General features: G+C 62.3%; 20 protein-coding genes and 3 tRNA genes. 16 read left to right on the top strand and 7 right to left on the bottom strand.

Going from position 1 to position 17,293, the window contains the following annotated elements; translation table 11 throughout:
* Positions 1–14 precede the first annotated feature (14 nt).
* Together pqqB and pqqA are read right to left on the bottom strand one after the other, a co-directional pair.
* Positions 15–935, bottom strand: coding sequence for a pyrroloquinoline quinone biosynthesis protein PqqB (pqqB, locus tag ACLIIZ_RS03890; RefSeq protein WP_416690882.1), 921 nt, complete (start codon positions 933–935; stop codon positions 15–17).
* Between the two features lie 54 nt (positions 936–989).
* Positions 990–1,064, bottom strand: coding sequence for a pyrroloquinoline quinone precursor peptide PqqA (pqqA, locus tag ACLIIZ_RS03885; RefSeq protein ID WP_141353941.1), 75 nt, complete (start codon positions 1,062–1,064; stop codon positions 990–992).
* A gap of 180 nt (positions 1,065–1,244) precedes the next feature.
* Here pqqA and ACLIIZ_RS03880 point away from each other — a divergent pair, with 180 nt between their 5' ends.
* Complete coding sequence (locus ACLIIZ_RS03880; protein WP_416690881.1) at positions 1,245–2,219, top strand: alpha/beta fold hydrolase; 975 nt, start codon at positions 1,245–1,247, stop codon at positions 2,217–2,219.
* A 5-nt stretch (positions 2,220–2,224) separates the two neighbouring features.
* Here the strand turns inward: ACLIIZ_RS03880 and hpnE are convergent, their stop codons facing one another.
* The 3 genes from hpnE to hpnC are packed head-to-tail and all read right to left on the bottom strand — an operon-like array spanning position 2,225 to position 5,097.
* Positions 2,225–3,445 carry a hydroxysqualene dehydroxylase HpnE gene (hpnE, locus tag ACLIIZ_RS03875; RefSeq protein WP_416690880.1) on the bottom strand — a complete coding sequence of 407 codons (1,221 nt, stop codon included), beginning with the start codon at positions 3,443–3,445 and terminating at the stop codon, positions 2,225–2,227.
* Positions 3,446–3,449: 4 nt separating this feature from the next.
* On the bottom strand, positions 3,450–4,283 hold the full coding sequence (gene hpnD, locus ACLIIZ_RS03870) for a presqualene diphosphate synthase HpnD (RefSeq protein ID WP_416690879.1): 834 nt from the start codon (positions 4,281–4,283) through the stop codon (positions 3,450–3,452).
* A 4-nt stretch (positions 4,284–4,287) separates the two neighbouring features.
* Positions 4,288–5,097: a squalene synthase HpnC gene (hpnC, locus tag ACLIIZ_RS03865; RefSeq protein WP_416690878.1), complete on the bottom strand. Its 810-nt coding sequence runs from the start codon at positions 5,095–5,097 to the stop codon at positions 4,288–4,290.
* A gap of 53 nt (positions 5,098–5,150) precedes the next feature.
* Between hpnC and ACLIIZ_RS03860 the strand changes: the two genes are divergently transcribed.
* Together ACLIIZ_RS03860 and ACLIIZ_RS03855 are read left to right on the top strand one after the other, a co-directional pair.
* A tRNA-Leu gene (locus tag ACLIIZ_RS03860) sits at positions 5,151–5,235 on the top strand.
* A gap of 52 nt (positions 5,236–5,287) precedes the next feature.
* Positions 5,288–6,214: a bestrophin family protein gene (locus tag ACLIIZ_RS03855; protein ID WP_416690877.1), complete on the top strand. Its 927-nt coding sequence runs from the start codon at positions 5,288–5,290 to the stop codon at positions 6,212–6,214.
* Between the two features lie 3 nt (positions 6,215–6,217).
* Here the strand turns inward: ACLIIZ_RS03855 and ACLIIZ_RS03850 are convergent, their stop codons facing one another.
* Together ACLIIZ_RS03850 and ACLIIZ_RS03845 are read right to left on the bottom strand one after the other, a co-directional pair.
* On the bottom strand, positions 6,218–7,198 hold the full coding sequence (locus tag ACLIIZ_RS03850) for a DHHA1 domain-containing protein (protein WP_416690876.1): 981 nt from the start codon (positions 7,196–7,198) through the stop codon (positions 6,218–6,220).
* Between the two features lies 1 nt (position 7,199).
* Positions 7,200–7,400, bottom strand: coding sequence for a SlyX family protein (locus tag ACLIIZ_RS03845; RefSeq protein ID WP_416690875.1), 201 nt, complete (start codon positions 7,398–7,400; stop codon positions 7,200–7,202).
* A gap of 239 nt (positions 7,401–7,639) precedes the next feature.
* On the opposite strand from ACLIIZ_RS03845, the gene ACLIIZ_RS03840 reads away from it, so the two are divergent.
* From ACLIIZ_RS03840 to ACLIIZ_RS03780, 13 genes are all read left to right on the top strand, one after another.
* A tRNA-Val gene (locus ACLIIZ_RS03840) sits at positions 7,640–7,716 on the top strand.
* 134 nt (positions 7,717–7,850) lie between these two features.
* Positions 7,851–9,767 carry a threonine--tRNA ligase gene (gene thrS / locus ACLIIZ_RS03835; protein ID WP_416690874.1) on the top strand — a complete coding sequence of 639 codons (1,917 nt, stop codon included), beginning with the start codon at positions 7,851–7,853 and terminating at the stop codon, positions 9,765–9,767.
* A 25-nt stretch (positions 9,768–9,792) separates the two neighbouring features.
* The gene (gene infC, locus ACLIIZ_RS03830) at positions 9,793–10,314 is read left to right on the top strand and encodes a translation initiation factor IF-3 (protein ID WP_416691093.1); all 522 of its coding nucleotides are present in this window, start codon (positions 9,793–9,795) and stop codon (positions 10,312–10,314) included.
* A gap of 90 nt (positions 10,315–10,404) precedes the next feature.
* Complete coding sequence (gene rpmI / locus ACLIIZ_RS03825) at positions 10,405–10,602, top strand: 50S ribosomal protein L35 (RefSeq protein WP_028995804.1); 198 nt, start codon at positions 10,405–10,407, stop codon at positions 10,600–10,602.
* Positions 10,603–10,613: 11 nt separating this feature from the next.
* Positions 10,614–10,973: a 50S ribosomal protein L20 gene (gene rplT / locus ACLIIZ_RS03820; protein ID WP_121459511.1), complete on the top strand. Its 360-nt coding sequence runs from the start codon at positions 10,614–10,616 to the stop codon at positions 10,971–10,973.
* Positions 10,974–11,049: 76 nt separating this feature from the next.
* On the top strand, positions 11,050–12,096 hold the full coding sequence (pheS, locus tag ACLIIZ_RS03815; RefSeq protein WP_416690873.1) for a phenylalanine--tRNA ligase subunit alpha: 1,047 nt from the start codon (positions 11,050–11,052) through the stop codon (positions 12,094–12,096).
* 22 nt (positions 12,097–12,118) lie between these two features.
* Positions 12,119–14,515, top strand: a complete 2,397-nt coding sequence (pheT, locus tag ACLIIZ_RS03810; protein WP_416690872.1) for a phenylalanine--tRNA ligase subunit beta — start codon at positions 12,119–12,121, stop codon at positions 14,513–14,515.
* A 15-nt stretch (positions 14,516–14,530) separates the two neighbouring features.
* Positions 14,531–14,833 carry an integration host factor subunit alpha gene (locus ACLIIZ_RS03805; protein ID WP_416690871.1) on the top strand — a complete coding sequence of 101 codons (303 nt, stop codon included), beginning with the start codon at positions 14,531–14,533 and terminating at the stop codon, positions 14,831–14,833.
* Positions 14,817–15,197, top strand: coding sequence for a MerR family transcriptional regulator (locus ACLIIZ_RS03800; protein ID WP_416690870.1), 381 nt, complete (start codon positions 14,817–14,819; stop codon positions 15,195–15,197). Before ACLIIZ_RS03805 ends, ACLIIZ_RS03800 begins: the two co-directional genes overlap by 17 nt.
* Positions 15,198–15,230: 33 nt before the next feature.
* A tRNA-Pro gene (locus ACLIIZ_RS03795) sits at positions 15,231–15,307 on the top strand.
* 266 nt (positions 15,308–15,573) lie between these two features.
* Positions 15,574–15,888 (top strand): H-NS histone family protein, encoded by a 315-nt coding sequence (locus ACLIIZ_RS03790; protein ID WP_416690869.1) that lies wholly within the window; start codon positions 15,574–15,576, stop codon positions 15,886–15,888.
* The gene (surE, locus tag ACLIIZ_RS03785) at positions 15,888–16,628 is read left to right on the top strand and encodes a 5'/3'-nucleotidase SurE (protein WP_416690868.1); all 741 of its coding nucleotides are present in this window, start codon (positions 15,888–15,890) and stop codon (positions 16,626–16,628) included. The genes ACLIIZ_RS03790 and surE overlap by 1 nt, the downstream gene beginning before the upstream one ends.
* On the top strand, positions 16,625–17,287 hold the full coding sequence (locus ACLIIZ_RS03780) for a protein-L-isoaspartate(D-aspartate) O-methyltransferase (protein WP_416691092.1): 663 nt from the start codon (positions 16,625–16,627) through the stop codon (positions 17,285–17,287). Before surE ends, ACLIIZ_RS03780 begins: the two co-directional genes overlap by 4 nt.
* Positions 17,288–17,293 lie beyond the last annotated feature (6 nt).

Raw genomic sequence — 17,293 nt, 5'->3', positions numbered from 1 at the left:
CGTCTCTCCGGTTGTCAGATGTGGATCAGCCAACCGTCCTCGGCGACTTCGATGCCACGGCGCGTCAGTTCGGCGCGTTCGGCGGAGGCTTCGTCGAGAATCGGGTTGGTGTTGTTGATGTGGATGAGGATCTTGCGGACATGGCGCGGCAGTTCGTCCAGCCATTCCATCATGCCGTCGGGGCCGGACTGCGGCAGGTGGCCAATGTCGCGCGCGGTCCGGGTCGATAGGCCGGCTGCGATCATCTCGTCGTCGGTCCAGAAGGTGCCGTCAACCATCACGCAATCGGCTGCCAGCAGGCGGGCATGGACTTCCGGCGTGCGGGCGCCGAGGCCCGGGGCGTAGAAGAGCTTCCTGCCGCTGTTGAGGTCGGTGATGGTGACGCCGACGTTGTCGCCGGCCACCGACGCCTCGCGGTGCGGCGAGTAGGGCGCCGCCTTGCTGGAGAGCGGCAGCGCCGAGAATTCGATGCCCGGCACCTTGGGCATGCGGAAAGGCGTGCCGTCGAGCGGGATATGCTGGCGGTCGACGCCGCAATAGTGTTCGAGCACGCGCAACACCGGGTTGCCGGTGCTCAGGTCTTCATGAACCGGGTCGGTGCACCACAGCGCCATCGGCGTCTTCTGCTCGCGCAGCATGAAGAGACCGGTGGCGTGATCGATCTGGCCATCGACCAGCAGCACGCCGCCGATGCCGGTGTCGCGCAGCGCGCGAGCGGGTTGCAGGGCGGGCGTCGCCTTGATCTGCTGCAGGATGTCGGGCGAAGCGTTGAGCAGCGCCCAGTCCGGACTGTCGTCGGCGGCAACGCAGATCGACGACTGGGTACGCGGCTTGGCGCGCACGCTGCCGTCGCGCACGCCGGCACAGTTGCGGCAGTTGCAGTTCCACTGCGGAAAGCCGCCGCCGGCCGAGGCACCGAGAACGATGAGTTTCATGATCGAGGTCCGGAAAAAGCCGTCGCCCGCTGGGAGCAGGCGACGGCAGCGCGCTTAGCGGGCGGCGATGTACATGGTGATTTCGAAGCCGAAGCGGAAATCACAGGCGGTCGGGGTTTCCCATTTCATGAGTTGGTCTCCTTGGTCGGTGGATAGGGTGACGTTGTTGTCGCGATTGGCTGGTCGAAGCAGGCGACCGGCTGGGATCAACTATCGCAAGCCGGCGCCCGATGCGCGTCCAGAGAAACATGATTTGCATCTCCAGATTTTCATGACGGATGGGCTGCCCGTGCTGGTTAGAATGCCCCCATGCGCTACCTGTCACCGGCCGATGAACCCTGGGCGAGCGGCTATCTGCCGGTCGACGGCGGGCATCGTCTGCACTACGAGCAGCGCGGGGCGGCCGATGGCATCCCGGTCGTCGTCGTGCACGGCGGGCCGGGGTCGGGGAACTCGGCGGCGCACGCCGTTTTCTTTGCCGCCGACCGCTACCGCGTCATCCTGGCCGATCAGCGCGGGGCCGGCCGCAGCGAGCCGGCCGGCCGGCTGGAGAACAACACCACGGCCGACCTGCTGGCCGATCTCGACCGCTTGCGCGTCCATCTTGGCATTGCGCGCTGGCTGGTGGTCGGTGGCTCGTGGGGGGCGACGCTGGCGGTGCTGTATGCGGCGGCGCGCCCGGAGTGCGTGCGCGGGCTGCTGTTGCGCAATCCCTTTCTGGCACGGGGCGCCGATCTCGAGTGGTTCTTCGGCGGGGCGAAAGCGAAACATCCGGCGGCCTGGCTTGCCTGGGCCGAACTGGGCGCGCCGGCTGCGCCGGGCGCCATGTTGCCGTGGCTGGACGCCGACCTGCACGCGGCCAGCGAAGCGCGGCAGGCGGCCTTGGTTGCCGCCTGGCATGGCTGGGAAGGCGCGCTCGCCGGCGCGCCGGCGCGCCCCTTGTCGGCGCGTGAGCGCGACGCACTGCGGCGCCGCTATCGGCTGCAGTGTCACTATTTCCGCCAGAATTGTTTCCTGGCGGAGAACGGCATTCTGGACGCGAGCCCGGCGCTGGCTACGGCGGCGCTGCCGGTTCATGTCGTGCAGGGCCTGGCCGACGATGTCTGTCCGGCAGCGGCGACGCGTTTGTTGCTGGCGCGTCTGCCGCACGCTTCCTGGGACGCCATCGCCGGTGTCGGTCACGATCCGTTTGCGGCGCCGATGCAAGAGGCGATCCGCGCTGCACTGGATTGCTTTGCGGCGACCGCCGCCTTTCCGCCGGGGAACCGGCTGCCGCTCGCCTGAATCGTTCAGCCTATGGTCGATGCTCTCGCCAGGACTTCGCTGGCCGCCCGCCGGCCGCTCCTGACGGCGCCTTCGAGCGTTGCCGGGTAGTCGGCCCAGGTGTAGTCGCCGGCCAGGATGAGGCGCGGGTCGGCGGTGATATGGGACGGTCGCGCCTGTTGCGGGCGACTGGCAAAAGTTGCCCGTTTTTCGCGGATGACGCGCCGCCAGTCGGCCGGGCCGAGGCCGAGCGCGGTTTCGATTTCCCCTGCCAGCGCCTCGTCCGACCGGGCTTCCCAGTCACCGTGGCCGCTGATTGCGCAGCCGAACAGGCCGTGGCCGCGGTCGATTGCCCAGGCACCGGTGGCGCCGCCGAGGTGCAGGAGCGGGAAGGGCAGTCGGGTATTTGCCGCAAATTGCAGGTAAACCGTGGCAATCGGTTCGTATTCGAAGCAGGCGTCGGCTTCCGGTAGCAGCGCTTGCAGATGTTGCGGTGCGACGGCGACGACAACCGCATCGTAGGCTTCGCCGTCGACGCAGGCATCGGTGACGCTGCGCACCCGGTGGCTGAAGCGCAGCGTCGCGCCGTTTGCCGTGAGCCAGCGGCAGGCCGGTTCCGGCAGCAGTTCGCCGAAGGGCAGGCGCGGCAGCAGCAGGTCGGTGTCGGCGCGGTGCGGGCTGCCCAGGCTGTCGCGCAGGACATTCGCAAACAATTGCGCCGAAGCGCGTTCGGCCGGGGTATTGAGTGCCGCCAGGCAGAGCGGCTCCCACAGCTTTTTACGCAGGACGCCGGTCTGGCCGGCGGCGTCGAGCCAGTCGGCGACGCTCTCGTCGCGCGTCAGGCGAAAGCCGCGCCATTTGACGTGCTGCATCCAGAGCGCGGTTTTCAGCTTTTCCGGCAGGTCGACCGTGGCAGCCGTGAGCAACCCCCAGGCGACGTTGAGCGGCGCCGGCCAGGACGGTAGCGCCAGGCGGAAACCGTCGCGGTCGACGACTTGCAATGGGCGGCGCTCGAACAGCGCATCCGGGTCGGCGCCGACCAAGCGCATCAGCGCCAGCGTCTCGCGGTAAGCACCGAGCAGCAGGTGCTGGCCGTTGTCGAGCGTGCGCCCGTCGATGTTGACCGAACGCCCGCGACCGCCGGCGACGCGGCCGGCTTCGTAGAGGGTGACGGCGGCGCCGCGCCGGGTCAGGTCGACGGCGGCGGCGAGCCCGGCCCAGCCGGCGCCGACGACGGCGACCTTCACCCGTTCAGCCCTTGATCCAGGTCTTCGCCGCCAGCCACAGCTTGCGCGTCGCCGGCAGCGAAATGCGCTGGTGCAGCACCTGGAAGTTCTCGCCGCGGATTTCTTCGAGCAAGGTGCGGTAGATCGCCGCCATGATCAGGCCGGGGCGCTGGTTCTTGCGGTCGACCGCCGGCAGCAGGGCGAATGCCTGTTCGTAGTAGCGCTGGGCGCGCTCGTACTGGAACTGCATCAGCGCCGTGAAATTGTCCGAATAGCGGGCGTTGAGGATGTCGGCGGCGGGCACGTTGAACTGCTTGAGTTCGTCCATCGGCAGGTAGATGCGGCCGCGCCGCGCGTCCTCGCCGACGTCGCGGATGATGTTGGTGAGCTGGAAGGCCATGCCCAGGTCGTGCGCGTACTTCTGCGTTTGCCGGTCCTGGTAGCCGAAGATTTCGGCGGCGAGCAGGCCGACGACGCTGGCGACGCGGTAGCAGTAGAGCGACAGCCCCTTGAAGTCGAGGTAGCGCGACTGCTGCAGGTCCATCTCCATGCCGTCGATGATTTCGAGCAACTGCTCGCTCGGCAGGTTGATGCCGGGGGCGACCGCCTGCAGCGCCAGGCCGACCGGGTGGGTGGCCTGTTTCTCGGCGACGCGCTGCACCTCCATCCGCCACCAGACCAGCTTGGTCGAGGCGAGCGAGAGGTCGGAGCATTCGTCGACGACGTCGTCGACCTCGCGGCAGAAGGCGTACAGCGCCATGATCGCCTGGCGGCGTTCGGGCGGCAGGAAGAGAAAGCTGTAATAGAAGGAGGAGCCGCTCTTGGCGCACTTCTCCTGGCAGTATTGGTCGGGGCTCATGGGCTCACATTCTAATGGAACGGGCGAGCAGCACGAACCAGTCGGCCTTGCCCAGCTTGGGCCGGTGGCGGAAGACGTCGCCGCGCACGCGCGCTATGCGTTCCAGAATGCGCAGGCCGCCCTGCACGGTTAGGCGGATTTCCCAGCCGATCCGCCCGGGCAGCGCATGGACCAGCGGCGCCCCGCGCAGCATCAGGGTGCGCGCCCGGTCGACCTGGAAAGCGATCAGTTTTTCCCAGCCTTCGCCGCAACGGCCGGCGGCGATATCGTCCTCGCCGACGCCGAAGCGCTGCATCTCGACCTGCGGCAGGTAGATTCGGTCCTTCTGCCAGTCGATGGCGATGTCCTGCCAGAAGTTGATCAACTGCAGCGCGGTGCAGATGCAGTCGGACTGCATCAGTTGCGTGTCGCCAGTGCGCTTGAACAAGGCCAGCACCAGCCGGCCGACTGGGTTGGCCGAGCGCCGGCAGTAATCGACCAGCTCCGGGTAGTCGGCGTAGCGCGTCTTGACCACGTCCTGGGCGAAGGCGTCGAGCAGGTCGCGGAACAACTGGACGGGCAGGGCGTGGGCGGCGACGACGTCGGCCAGGTCGACGAACAGTGCTGTCTGCGGCGGGGTGCCGGCGGCGATGCGGTCGAGTTCGGCCTGGTAGGCGGCCAGTTCGGCCAGACGCTGCTCGGGCGTCGCCTCGCCCTCGTCGGCGATGTCGTCGGCGCTGCGCGCGAAGCGGTAGATCACCTCGATCGGCCGGCGCAGCGGCGCCGGCACGAGGAAGGAAGCAACCGGAAAATTTTCGTAGTGATCGACGGGCATGGGGCGGCAAGTATAGGGGGCGGGGCGACTAAGTGCTAGAATGCGGCCCGCCTGCCCAGGTGGCGAAATTGGTAGACGCACCAGATTTAGGTTCTGGCGTAGAAATACGTGGGGGTTCGAGTCCCTTCCTGGGCACCATATTCTTTTGCATCCATCGCATCTTGTGCGAACCGGATGCGGCTCGTCGAAGATGATCGTCCGCCCGCGCCTCCATTGGTTTCCCCTGCTTTTCGTCTGGCGCGGTTCGGTTCTGCCGCAGATTTCCGGGCGCCTGTTGCTGATTTTCGCAGTCTCCGTCGGCAGTGTCCTCGGGCGCGACTGGTGGATGCAGCATTACCCCGATTCGGCCCTCAGCATTCCGCCGTTTACGCTGATGGGCATCGCCCTGGCGATCTTCCTGGGGTTCCGCAATTCGGTCAGCTACGAGCGCTTCTGGGAGGCGCGCAAACAGTGGGGCTTGCTGCTGATCGTCGCCCGCAACCTGGTCATCAAGCTGTGCGCGCTGCTTCCGGGGCGCGAGCATGAAGCGCTGCGCCACGAGCTGACGCGCGCCATCGCCGCCTTTGCCTTTGCCCTCAAGCACCAGTTGCGCGGCAGCGATCCGGCAGCCGACCTGAGTGTACGGCTGCCGCCCGAATGGTGCGACGCGGTGTTGGCTGGGCGTTTTCCGGCGCAGTTGATTCTGGCCGCGCTGGCCCGGCGCCTGGCAGCGCTGCGCCGCGACGGCGCACTGGCCGAGATGGAGTGGCTGGCGCTCGGTGGCGACCTCGATCGGCTGGGCGAGGTTGCCGGTGCCTGCGAACGCATCGCCAACACACCGATTCCTTATACCTATCGCGTCCTGATGAACCGGACCATCGTCATCTATTGCCTGTTGCTGCCGGTTGGGCTGACCACGACGCTGGGCTGGCTGACGCCGCTGATCGCGACTTTCGTCGCCTATACCTTCCTGGCGCTGGAAACGGTTGGCGAGCAACTGGAGGAGCCTTTCGGCACCGAAGCCAACGATCTGGCGCTCGACGCCCTATGCCACACCATCGAAACCACGACCTGCGAGTTGGCGGGTCTGGCGCCGTTGGGCCAGGTGCCGCCGGTCAAGGGCTTCGTGCTGACCTGAGTCTTACCGGGGCAGGCCGAGTATTTCGGCAAAGAACTGTGCCGCTGGCAGGCGGAATCCGGCCGCTTGCGGGTGTCCGCCGCCTCCGTAGCGGCGGGCGATGTCGCCGACATTGAACGGCGTCTGCGAACGTAGCGAGACTTTCACCTGGCCGTCCGCCACCAATTGCCAGGTCAGGCCGAAGCTGCCGCTGCGCTCGGCCAGTCGATGCCCCAGTTCGGAGGCGAAGAGAGCGCCGGCATTGACCGCGAGACCTTCGATGGCTTGCCAGTCTCCGTGTTCGTCGCTGATGATCGGCAAGCCGTGCCGGCGAGCCTGTACGGCATCGATCGGTTCGCCGCGCAAGCGGGCGGGCATGCTCAGTGTTGGGGCGGCAAGACGGGCGACTTCGTTCTGATGGAACTGTTCGACCGCCGCGCCGCGTTCAACGAAAGCAAGATAGGCGGGGGCTTCTGGCGATGCGAGTTCCTCGGCCAGGCGCTCCCAGATCGTGAAACAGAACGGCTGCAGGCGCAGCGCCCGGCAAAAGTTTCGGGTGCCGGGCAGGGCAAAGCGCCACAGATCGAGATCCTCGACGTGCTGGAGCAGCAAAGGCGGGGTGGTGTGATGAAACTGCGCCCAGGCAAGCATGGCGCCGGCGCGGTCGAGGGCGAAAATCACGGTCAGCGAACGTTGCGGGTCGCAATAGATTTCGCGGCCGTCCCCGCTGTCTTGCAAACGCCCGCACCAGTCGCCGTGGGCGGTGGCGTGATGATCGATCTGGGTAACCGAGTGAGCCAGTTCGGTCATCGCCTCCAGTTCGGCGGGGGCGAACGAGAAATCGAGGATGTATACGTCGCGCCCGGCAATCTCTTCGCCGGCAAGGTGTTCCCCGTGGTGCAGCGGGCGGTAGAGTGCCGCATCGCCAAGTGCGCGCCATGCACTCCAGGCGGCGCCGAAACCGTCCAGGCAGTCGGCGTGGTAAGCAACGAGCGCTGTTGCCATTTCAGTAATGCGGCGGAATTTCGTCGCGCAGGCTACGTCCTTCCTGGGGGCGTGCGCTATTCACCTGGTCGCGCAGATTGCGTAACTCGGCGGCGAGCAACTCGATCTGGCGTTGCTGCTGATAGATGATCTTGTTCAATTCCTCGATCTGGTCTTCATTGAAGCTGATCTTGATTTCCAGTTCGGTGATCCGGGATTCCATGCGGTGTTCCATCATTCTTTGGGTTGTGCTTCCCGGCGTCTTCGCGCAGAGAGCGCCGGCGCTCGTGAAGCAAGGGTAGTGTGGCGCCGATCAAGGTCAGTACGCAGAGTCCGAAAACAATCCAGCCGGTGTTCATGGCCTTGGCAAGAGTCGCTGACCCGCGCATGTTACTGCGGATCAAAATAATCGTGGCGAAATGTTGACTTATCCTGTGCGGTGTCTATAATGCGCGCTTCTTCAGGCGGTTAGCTCAGTTGGTTAGAGCGCCACGTTGACATCGTGGAGGTCGTTGGTTCGATTCCAATACCGCCTACCAAATTCCTGACGGAGTCGTTTTGATCACTTTCCGAACTTGCACTGCAGTTCAGAAACTCTAATCGAGTCGGCTTTCGTTCATCCAAAAAAAGTGCGGCTCAGCCCGCACTTTTTTTTCGTCCAGAGAATCCTGTCATGCCCGATATCAAACTTCCCGATGGTTCCATCCGTTCCTTCGAGCAGCCGGTCACCATCGCCGAGGTGGCAGCCAGCATCGGCGCCGGTCTGGCGCGTGCGGCGCTGGCCGGCAAGGTCAATGGCAAGCTGGTCGATACCTCGTACCTGATTGAAGAAAATATCGATCTGGCCATCGTCACCGATCGTGACGCCGATGGCCTGGAACTGATCCGCCACTCGACGGCGCACCTCCTGGCCTACGCGGTCAAGGAATTGTTCCCGGAAGCCCAGGTGACCATCGGCCCGGTCGTCGAAAACGGCTTCTATTACGACTTCGCTTACAAGCGCCCGTTTACGCCGGAGGATCTGGTTGCCATCGAAAAACGCATGGCCGAGCTGGCCAAGAGGGATATTCCGGTCTCGCGCGAAGTCTGGAATCGTGACGACGCGGTGAATTTCTTCCTCGGTCAGGGTGAAAAATACAAGGCCGAACTGATTGCCGCGATTCCCGCCGATCAGCAGGTTTCGCTTTACCGCGAAGGCGATTTCGTCGACCTCTGCCGCGGTCCGCACGTGCCGTCGACCGGCAAGCTCAAGGTGTTCAAGTTGATGAAGGTGGCCGGCGCCTACTGGCGTGGCGATCATCGCAACGAACAACTGCAGCGCATCTACGGCACCGCCTGGGCGAAGAAGGAAGACCTTGACGCTTACCTGCACATGCTGGAAGAAGCGGAGAAGCGCGACCACCGTCGTCTGGGCAAGCAGTTCGACCTGTTCCACATGCAGGATGAGGCGCCGGGCCTGGTTTTCTGGCACCCCAAGGGTTGGTCGGTGTGGCAGGAAGTCGAGGGATACATGCGCAAGGTTTACCGCGACAACGGCTACCAGGAAGTCCGCTGCCCGCAGATTCTCGATCGCTCGCTGTGGGAGAAGTCTGGGCACTGGGATCACTACAAGGACAACATGTTTACGACCTCGTCGGAAAATCGCGATTACGCGGTCAAGCCGATGAACTGTCCGGGCCATATCCAGGTGTTCAATTCCGACCTGCGTTCCTATCGCGAACTGCCGCTGCGTTACGGCGAGTTCGGCTCCTGCCACCGCAACGAGCCGACCGGTGCGCTGCACGGCCTGATGCGGGTGCGCGGCTTCGTCCAGGACGACGGTCACATCTTCTGTACCGAAGACCAGATCGAGTCCGAAGTGACGGCGTTCAACGCGCTGGTCAAGAAGGTTTATGCCGATTTCGGCTTCAACGACGTCGCCGTCAAGCTGGCGCTGCGTCCGGAAGGGCGGGTCGGTTCCGACGAAGTCTGGGACAAGGCCGAGGATGCGCTACGTCAGGGCTTGCGTGCTTCCGGTCTGGAATGGACCGAATTGCCGGGCGAGGGTGCCTTCTACGGACCGAAGATCGAATTTCACATCAAGGATGCGATCGGCCGCTCCTGGCAGTGCGGCACCATGCAGGTCGATTTCTCGATGCCGGGCCGGCTTGGCGCCGAGTATGTGGCCGGCAACGATGAACGCAAGGTGCCGGTCATGCTGCACCGGGCGATTCTCGGTTCGCTGGAGCGCTTCATCGGCATCCTGATCGAGAACTTCGCCGGTGCGCTGCCCTTGTGGCTGGCGCCGGTGCAGGCGGTGGTGCTGAATATCTCGGAAAAGCAGGCGGATTATGCCGCCGATGTTGCGCAAAAGCTGCACCGGGCGGGTTTCCGGGCCGAGGCGGATTTGCGCAACGAGAAAATTACCTATAAAATACGCGAACATAGCTTGAACCGGCTGCCTTATCAGCTTGTTGTTGGCGACAAGGAAAAGGAAGCTGGGCTGGTGGCCGTGCGTACACGCGGCGGTCAGGATCTCGGACAGATGACTGTCGAGGCACTGATCGAGCGACTCCAAGGGGAAGTCGCGGCGCGTAGTGGCACGGCCTAATTATTGATATTTCGGGGGTTTTACCATCGCTCAGAACAAGGCCCATCGTTTAAACGATGAGATTACGGTGCCGGAGATTCGTCTCCAAGGTTTGGAAGGTGAACAGCTAGGGATCGTCAGCATCCGTTCCGCGCTACAGATGGCCGAAGAGGCCGGTGTCGATCTGGTCGAGATCGCACCGACGGCGAAACCGCCGGTCTGTCGCATCATGGATTACGGCAAGTTCAAGTACCAGGAACAGAAGCGCGCACACGAAGCCAAGCTGAAGCAGAAACAGGTGCAGGTCAAGGAAATCAAACTGCGCCCGGGTACCGACGAAAACGATTACCAGATCAAGCTCAGGAACATGACGCGTTTCCTGGAAGAAGGCGACAAGGTCAAGGTGACCCTGCGCTTCCGGGGCCGCGAAATGGCGCACCAGGAATTCGGCATGCGCCAGCTGGAACGGATCAAGGTGGATCTCGACGCGATTGGTGCAGTCGAACAGATGCCGAAGATGGAAGGGCGCCAGATGATCATGATCATCGGGCCGGCCAAGAAGAAGTAAGTGCAGTAAATAGCAGTTATTAGTGCTTTCGGGTAGTACAAGCGTTCCCGCCGGGAACCACCTGACGGCATGACATTAAGGAGCATCAAAATGCCCAAGATGAAGACCAAGAGCAGCGCCAAGAAGCGTTTCTCGGTCCGCGCTGGTGGTTCCATCAAGCGTGGCCAAGCCTTCAAGCGTCACATCCTGACCAAGAAGACCACCAAGGTTAAGCGTCACCTCCGCGGTGCCGCAGCAGTGAACGAGCGTGACGTCGCCTCCGTTCGCGCCATGATGCCCTACGCGTAAGGAGATAGCACATGTCCCGAGTCAAACGTGGTGTAACCGCCCGCGCCCGTCACAAGAAGGTCCTGGCCCAGGCCAAGGGCTATCGCGGTCGTCGCAAGAACGTCTATCGCATCGCCAAGCAGGCGGTGATGAAGGCCGGTCAGTACCAGTACCGCGACCGTCGTCAGCGCAAGCGTCAGTTCCGTTCCCTGTGGATCGCCCGTATCAATGCCGCCGCTCGTGAGCTGGGCATGAAGTACAGCACCTTCATGAACGGTCTGAAGAAGGCCAACATCGAAGTCGACCGCAAGGTCCTGGCCGATCTGGCCGTCTTCGATCAGCCGGCTTTTGCGGCCCTGGCTGCGCAAGCCAAGGCCAAGCTCGGCGCCTGAGCTTAAGCTCTTGAAAAAAAAGGAGGCGCAAGCCTCCTTTTTTGTTTCCTCACGGTGTAATCGTTGGTAGAAGTCCATGGACAATCTCAAACAGATCGTTAGCGAAGCGAAGGCTGCCTTCGCCGCCATTTCCGACCCGGATGCGCTGGAGCAGGTCAAGGCCCGTTTCCTAGGCAAGAGCGGGCAGATCACCGAGCTTCTGAAGGAATTGGGCAAGTTGCCGCCCGAGGTCAAGAAGACTGCCGGTGCCGCGATCAACGTTGCCAAGACGGCGGTCGAGTCAGCGCTCAACGAACGCCGTGAAGCCATCCGCAAGGCGGCGCTGGCCGCCCGTCTGGCCGAGGAGGCACTGGACGTCACCTTACCCGGCCGCAGCGAAGCGCGCGGCGGGCTGCATCCGGTAACGCGCACCTTGGAGCGCATCGAATCGCTGTTTGCCTCGATCGGCTTCGAAGTCGCCGACGGCCCGGAAATCGAAGAGGATTTCTTCAACTTCACCGCGTTGAACACGCCCGAGGATCACCCGGCGCGTTCGATGCACGATACCTTCTATCTGCAGAACCCGGACGGCTCGCTGGCCGACAAGGTGCTGCTGCGCACGCATACCAGTCCTGTCCAGGCGCGTTACATGCAGGCGCATGTCGCCCGTTACGGTCAACTGGAGAAAATGCCCGAAATCCGCATCATTGCGCCGGGCCGCGTCTACCGTGTCGATTCCGATGCGACGCACTCGCCGATGTTCCACCAGGTCGAAGGCCTGTGGGTCGGCGAGAATGTCTCCTTCGCCGACCTCAAGGGCGTGATCGCCGATTTCCTCCGGAGTTTCTTCGAGACCGATGATCTGACCGTGCGTTTCCGCCCGTCTTTCTTCCCGTTTACCGAACCGTCTGCGGAAATCGACGTTGCGTTCATGAGTGGTGCGTTGAAGGGCCGCTGGCTGGAAATCGCCGGTTGCGGCATGGTCCATCCGAACGTCCTGCGTCATGCCGGCATCGATCCGGAAAAATATACCGGCTTCGCCTTTGGCATGGGGCCGGACCGCCTGACCATGCTGCGCTACGGCGTCAATGACCTGCGCCTGTTCTTCGAAGGCGATCTGCGCTTCCTGCGCCAGTTCGCCTGATCCCCTTTTTCGGAACACGTCCATGAAATTCTCCGAATCCTGGTTGCGTACCTTCGTCGATCCGGCCCTGTCGAGCGACGAGCTTTCCCATCTGCTGACCATGGCCGGCCTCGAAGTCGAGGACCAGTCGCCGGTCGCGCCCGCCTTCAATCAAGTGGTCGTCGCCCGGGTGCTTGAAGTCGTCAAGCATCCCGATGCCGATCGTCTCAATGTCTGCCAGGTTGATATTGGGCAAATGAGCGGTACCGGCACGCCGGTGCAGATCGTCTGTGGCGCCCCCAACGTCGTCGCCGGTCTGAAAGTGCCGTGCGCGCTGCCTGGCGCCGAACTGCCCGGCGATTTCAAGATCAAGGTGGCCAAGGTGCGCGGCATCGAATCCTCGGGCATGCTCTGCTCGGCGAAGGAACTCGGTATTGCCGAAGACGCCTCCGGTCTGCTCGTGCTGCCCGCCGATGCGCCGGTCGGTCAGTCGATTCGCGAATACCTCGATCTCGACGACCAGGTTTTCGAGATCAAGCTCACCCCGAACCGCGCCGATTGTTTGTCCTTGCTCGGCGTCGCGCGCGAAGTCGGTGCCATCACCGGCGCTGCAACGAAGCTGCCGCAGGTCGACGCGGTGCCGTCCACCATTGCCGACACGCGCGCCGTCGTGCTCGACGCGCCGGCCGCTTGTCCGCTTTACTGTGGACGGATCATCAAGGACGTCGATGCCAAGGCGCCGACGCCGGAATGGATGAAGCGCCGCCTGGAACGCAGCGGTATCCGCTCGATTTCCGCGCTGGTCGACATCACCAACTACGTCATGCTCGAACTGGGCCAGCCGCTGCATGCCTTCGACAACGCCCATCTTGAAGGTGCGGTGCATGCCCGCCTGGCGTTGCCGGAAGAAAAGCTGCTTCTGCTCAACGAGCAGACCATTGCGGTCGACGCCGATATTTTGATGATTGCCGACGATGCCAAGCCGCTCGCCATGGCCGGGATCATGGGCGGCGAGGAGAGCGGCATTACGCTGGAAACGCGCGAACTGTTCCTCGAATCCGCCTTCTTCGCGCCGGCTGCCATTGCCGGCCGTGCCCGCCGCCACGGTTTTGCGTCGGACGCTTCGCACCGCTTCGAGCGCGGCGTCGATTTCGGCGGTACGCGTCGCGCCATCGAGCGCGCCACGCAACTGATTCTCGATGTCTGCGGCGGCCAGGCCGGTCCGGTTGTCGAAGCCAGTGCCGAACTGCCGGCACGCCAACCGGTCCGTTTGCGCACCGCGCGCGCTGAAAAGGTGCTCGGCCTGCCGCTCGGCGCTGAACGCATCGCCGGTCTGTTCAAGGGGCTGGCTTTGAACTTCACGCAAGAAGGCGACGAATTCCTCGTTACGCCGCCAAGCTGGCGTTTCGACATGGAAATCGAGGAAGACCTGATCGAGGAAATCGCTCGCCTGTACGGCTACGACAACATCCCGTCGCCGGCGCCGCGCGCCCGCATGGCGATGCTGCGCCAACCGGAGGCGCAGCGGCCGGCTTACCGCATCCGCCAGATGCTGGCTGATCGCGGCTACCAGGAAGTGGTCAATTTCGCCTTCGTCGAATCCGCCTGGGAAGCCGATTTTGCCGGCAAGACCGAAGAAGCGGATCTGATTCGTCTGGCCAACCCGATTGCCAGCCAGATGGCGGTCATGCGCTCGACGCTGATCGGCGGCTTGGTCGCCAATCTGGTGACCAACCTCAAGCGCAAGCAGACCCGCGTCCGTCTCTTCGAAGTCGGTCGTATCTTCCATCGTGACGCCAGCGCGCAACCGGTTGCCGGTTATCGTCAACCCTGGCGCCTGTCCGGCCTTGCTTTTGGCGGTGCCTTGCCAGATGGCTGGGCGAACGGTGGGCGCAAGGTCGATTTCTTCGATGTCAAGGGCGACCTCGAAGCCTTGCTGGCGCCGGCCGTGCTGCGCTTTGAGAAACTTGACCATCCAGCCCTGCATCCCGGCCGCGCTGCTCGTATCCTGCTTGATGATCGCGAAGTCGGTTGTCTCGGAGAGTTGCATCCGGAGTGGGTGCAAAAATACGAACTGACTGCAGCGCCGGTGTTGTTCGAACTCGAATTCGATATTCTTAAGGCGGTCTGCGTACCGGCCTACGCAGAGGTTTCCAAGTTCCCGGCAGTGATTCGCGATCTGGCGATCGTCGTCGATCGAGGCTTGGCTTTTCAGGCACTGATCGACGGGGTGAAACAGGATCTTCCGGGGCTGATAACCGACCTCCAGTTGTTCGATGTTTACGCCGGAAAAGGGGTTCCGGAAAACAAGAAAAGTCTTGCGTTACGGATAGTTATGCAAGATACTCAACGCACTTTGCAAGATTCGGACGTTGATGCAGCGATGCAGCAACTGATCGCAAGTCTGGAGCGAAATTTCGCTGCCCAGCTGCGAGCCTGAGTAAGAATAGATAACATGACGCTGACCAAAGCCGAACTCGCTGACCTGCTTTTCGAGAAAGTGGGTCTCAACAAGCGCGAGGCCAAAGACATGGTTGAGGCCTTTTTCGAAGAAATCCGCAATGCCCTGGAAACCGGTGACGGGGTCAAGCTTTCCGGTTTCGGCAATTTCCAATTGCGCGACAAGCCGCAGCGCCCCGGACGCAATCCGAAGACCGGGGAGGAAATTCCCATCACCGCGCGGCGTGTCGTTACCTTCCATGCCAGCCAGAAGCTGAAGTCCGATGTTGAAGAGGCCTTCGATGGAGTTACCGCCTAAGATGTCAGGTAAGGAAGAGCTGCCGCCGATACCAGCCAAACGCTATTTCACCATTGGTGAGGTCAGCGAACTCTGCGGTGTCAAACCGCACGTATTGCGCTATTGGGAACAGGAATTCAATCAGCTCAAACCGGTCAAGCGACGGGGCAATCGGCGTTACTACCAGCATCACGAGGTTCTTCTGGTGCGGCGCATTCGTGAGTTGCTTTACAATCAAGGCTTTACTATCAGTGGCGCGCGTAATCGCCTGGATGAAGGCGCGCCGCTTGAACAGATCGAAGTCGTCGAGGCTGAAACCTCGGGCAAGATGACGAGCGGTCTGCGGGGTGAATTGCAGGCAATTATCGATATGTTGGCTGTTTGAAATAACGATATTGCGGTATAATGCTCAGCTTGTCGGGGCGTAGCGCAGCCTGGTAGCGCACTTGCATGGGGTGCAAGGGGTCGCGAGTTCGAATCCCGCCGCCCCGACCAAAAACAACAAAAGCCAATCTTCGGATTGGCTTTTTTGTTTTTTCCCCGAATCGTCCACGAAGTCTTGGGGTTTAACTGCGGGCTTTTATTCTATTTGACAGGCGCTTCGGGAAATGGGGAGCGCCAACAAGTCTATTGCCGGAAATTGCGGGACATATTCTCTGGTAAATATCGAATCCGGATTTTGTCCACGTGGCTTCAGTTATTGAATAGTTGTTTTTGAAATTTGCCTTATAATCGCAAGCTCTTTGGTCAAGGAGGTTGTTATGGATCTGTCTACGCTTACTCTCATCCAGCTTCGCGATCTTCAGCAGCAAATTCCTGCCGAATTGAAGCGCCGCGAAGCCGCAGAAAAAGTGAATGTTCTCAACGAAGTTCGCGCTTTTGCGAAAGCCCGTGGTTTTGCCATCGAAGAACTGCTCGCCAAGGAAGTCAAAACCCGCGTCGCCAGCGGCGGCAAGGTCAAGGTCAAATACCGTCATCCGCAGAGTGGCGAGGAGTGGACTGGCCGCGGGCGCAAGCCGAAATGGGTTGAAGCCTGGTTGGCTGAAGGCGGCAGCATGGATGCGCTGTTGGTCTGATGCGTATCCTGCTCAGTAATGACGACGGCTATTTCGCGCCGGGGCTTGCCGCGCTGGCGGAGGCCCTGGCTGGCTTGGGAGAAATCGTCGTCGTCGCGCCCGAGCAGAATCGGAGTGGCGCCAGTAATTCATTGACGCTGGATCGGCCGCTGATGCTGAAACAGGCGGCCAACGGATTTTATTTCGTCAATGGTACACCGACCGACTGCGTGCATCTGGCGGTAACCGGAATGCTGGATTACCTGCCGGATATCATCGTTTCCGGAATCAACTCGGGCGCCAATATGGGCGACGACACGATTTATTCAGGAACCGTTGCCGCCGCCATGGAAGGTTATCTACTCGGCATTCCGGCGATTGCGATGTCGATGACCAGTTTTGACGGATTGAATTTTGCAACTGCCGGTCGAGTTGCCCGCGAACTGGTCGAGCATTATCTCGATAATCCGATCGAGGGGCCCGTACTCTTGAATGTCAATGTGCCGGATATTCCCTACGAACAATTGACGGGCAGGGAGGTGACGCGTCTCGGACGCCGGCACAAGGCGGAGCCCGTCGTACGCATGACCTCGCCGCGCAAGGAAACGGTTTACTGGATCGGTGCCGCCGGTGCCGCCGCCGATGCCGGGCCCGGTACTGATTTTCACGCGGTTGAGCAGAAGCGGGTTTCGATCACGCCGCTGCAGATCGACCTGACACAGGTCAGTCAGTTGCCAACGATCCGGGCTTGGTTGCAATGACGGTTCGTGGTTTGCAGGGGATCGGCATGACTTCGCAGCGTACGCGTGCGCGGATGATCGACCGCTTGCGCGAAAAGGGTATCCGCAGCGAGAAGGTCCTGGCGGCAATGGCGGCGGTGCCGCGCCACGCCTTCGTCGAGGAGGCGCTGGCTTCCCGCGCCTACGAGGACACGGCCCTGCCGCTGGGCATGGGGCAGACGATTTCCCAGCCCTACATCGTTGCGCGGATGATCGAGTTGTTGCTCAATGGTCGTCCAGGCTTGGGCAAGACGCTCGAAGTTGGCGCTGGTTGCGGCTACCAGGCGGCGGTGCTGGCGCAGTTGAGCAAGGATGTCTTTGCGCTTGAACGGATCGGTCCTTTGCTGGAGAAGGCCAAGGCCAACATGCGCACGCTGCAGCAGTTCAATGTGCGCCTGAAACTGGCTGACGGCAATTTCGGTTTGCCGGAAGCGGCGCCTTTCGACAGCATCATCGTCGCCGCCGCCGGTCCGCTTATTCCGCCGGAATTGCTCCGTCAGTTGGCGCCCGGTGGTCGAATGGTCTTGCCTGTCGGGGGGCAGGAGCAGTATCTTTGCCTTGTTGAACACACCCCAAACGGGTTTACGGAGACGCGACTGGACCCCGTCCGGTTCGTGCCTTTGTTATCCGGAATACAATGATCAAAC

Source organism: Azonexus caeni (assembly GCF_048146105.1).
Lineage (GTDB): Bacteria > Pseudomonadota > Gammaproteobacteria > Burkholderiales > Rhodocyclaceae > Azonexus > Azonexus aromaticus_B.
Note: the sequence above shows the minus strand (reverse complement) of the source record. Positions and strands in the feature narration are given on the sequence as shown.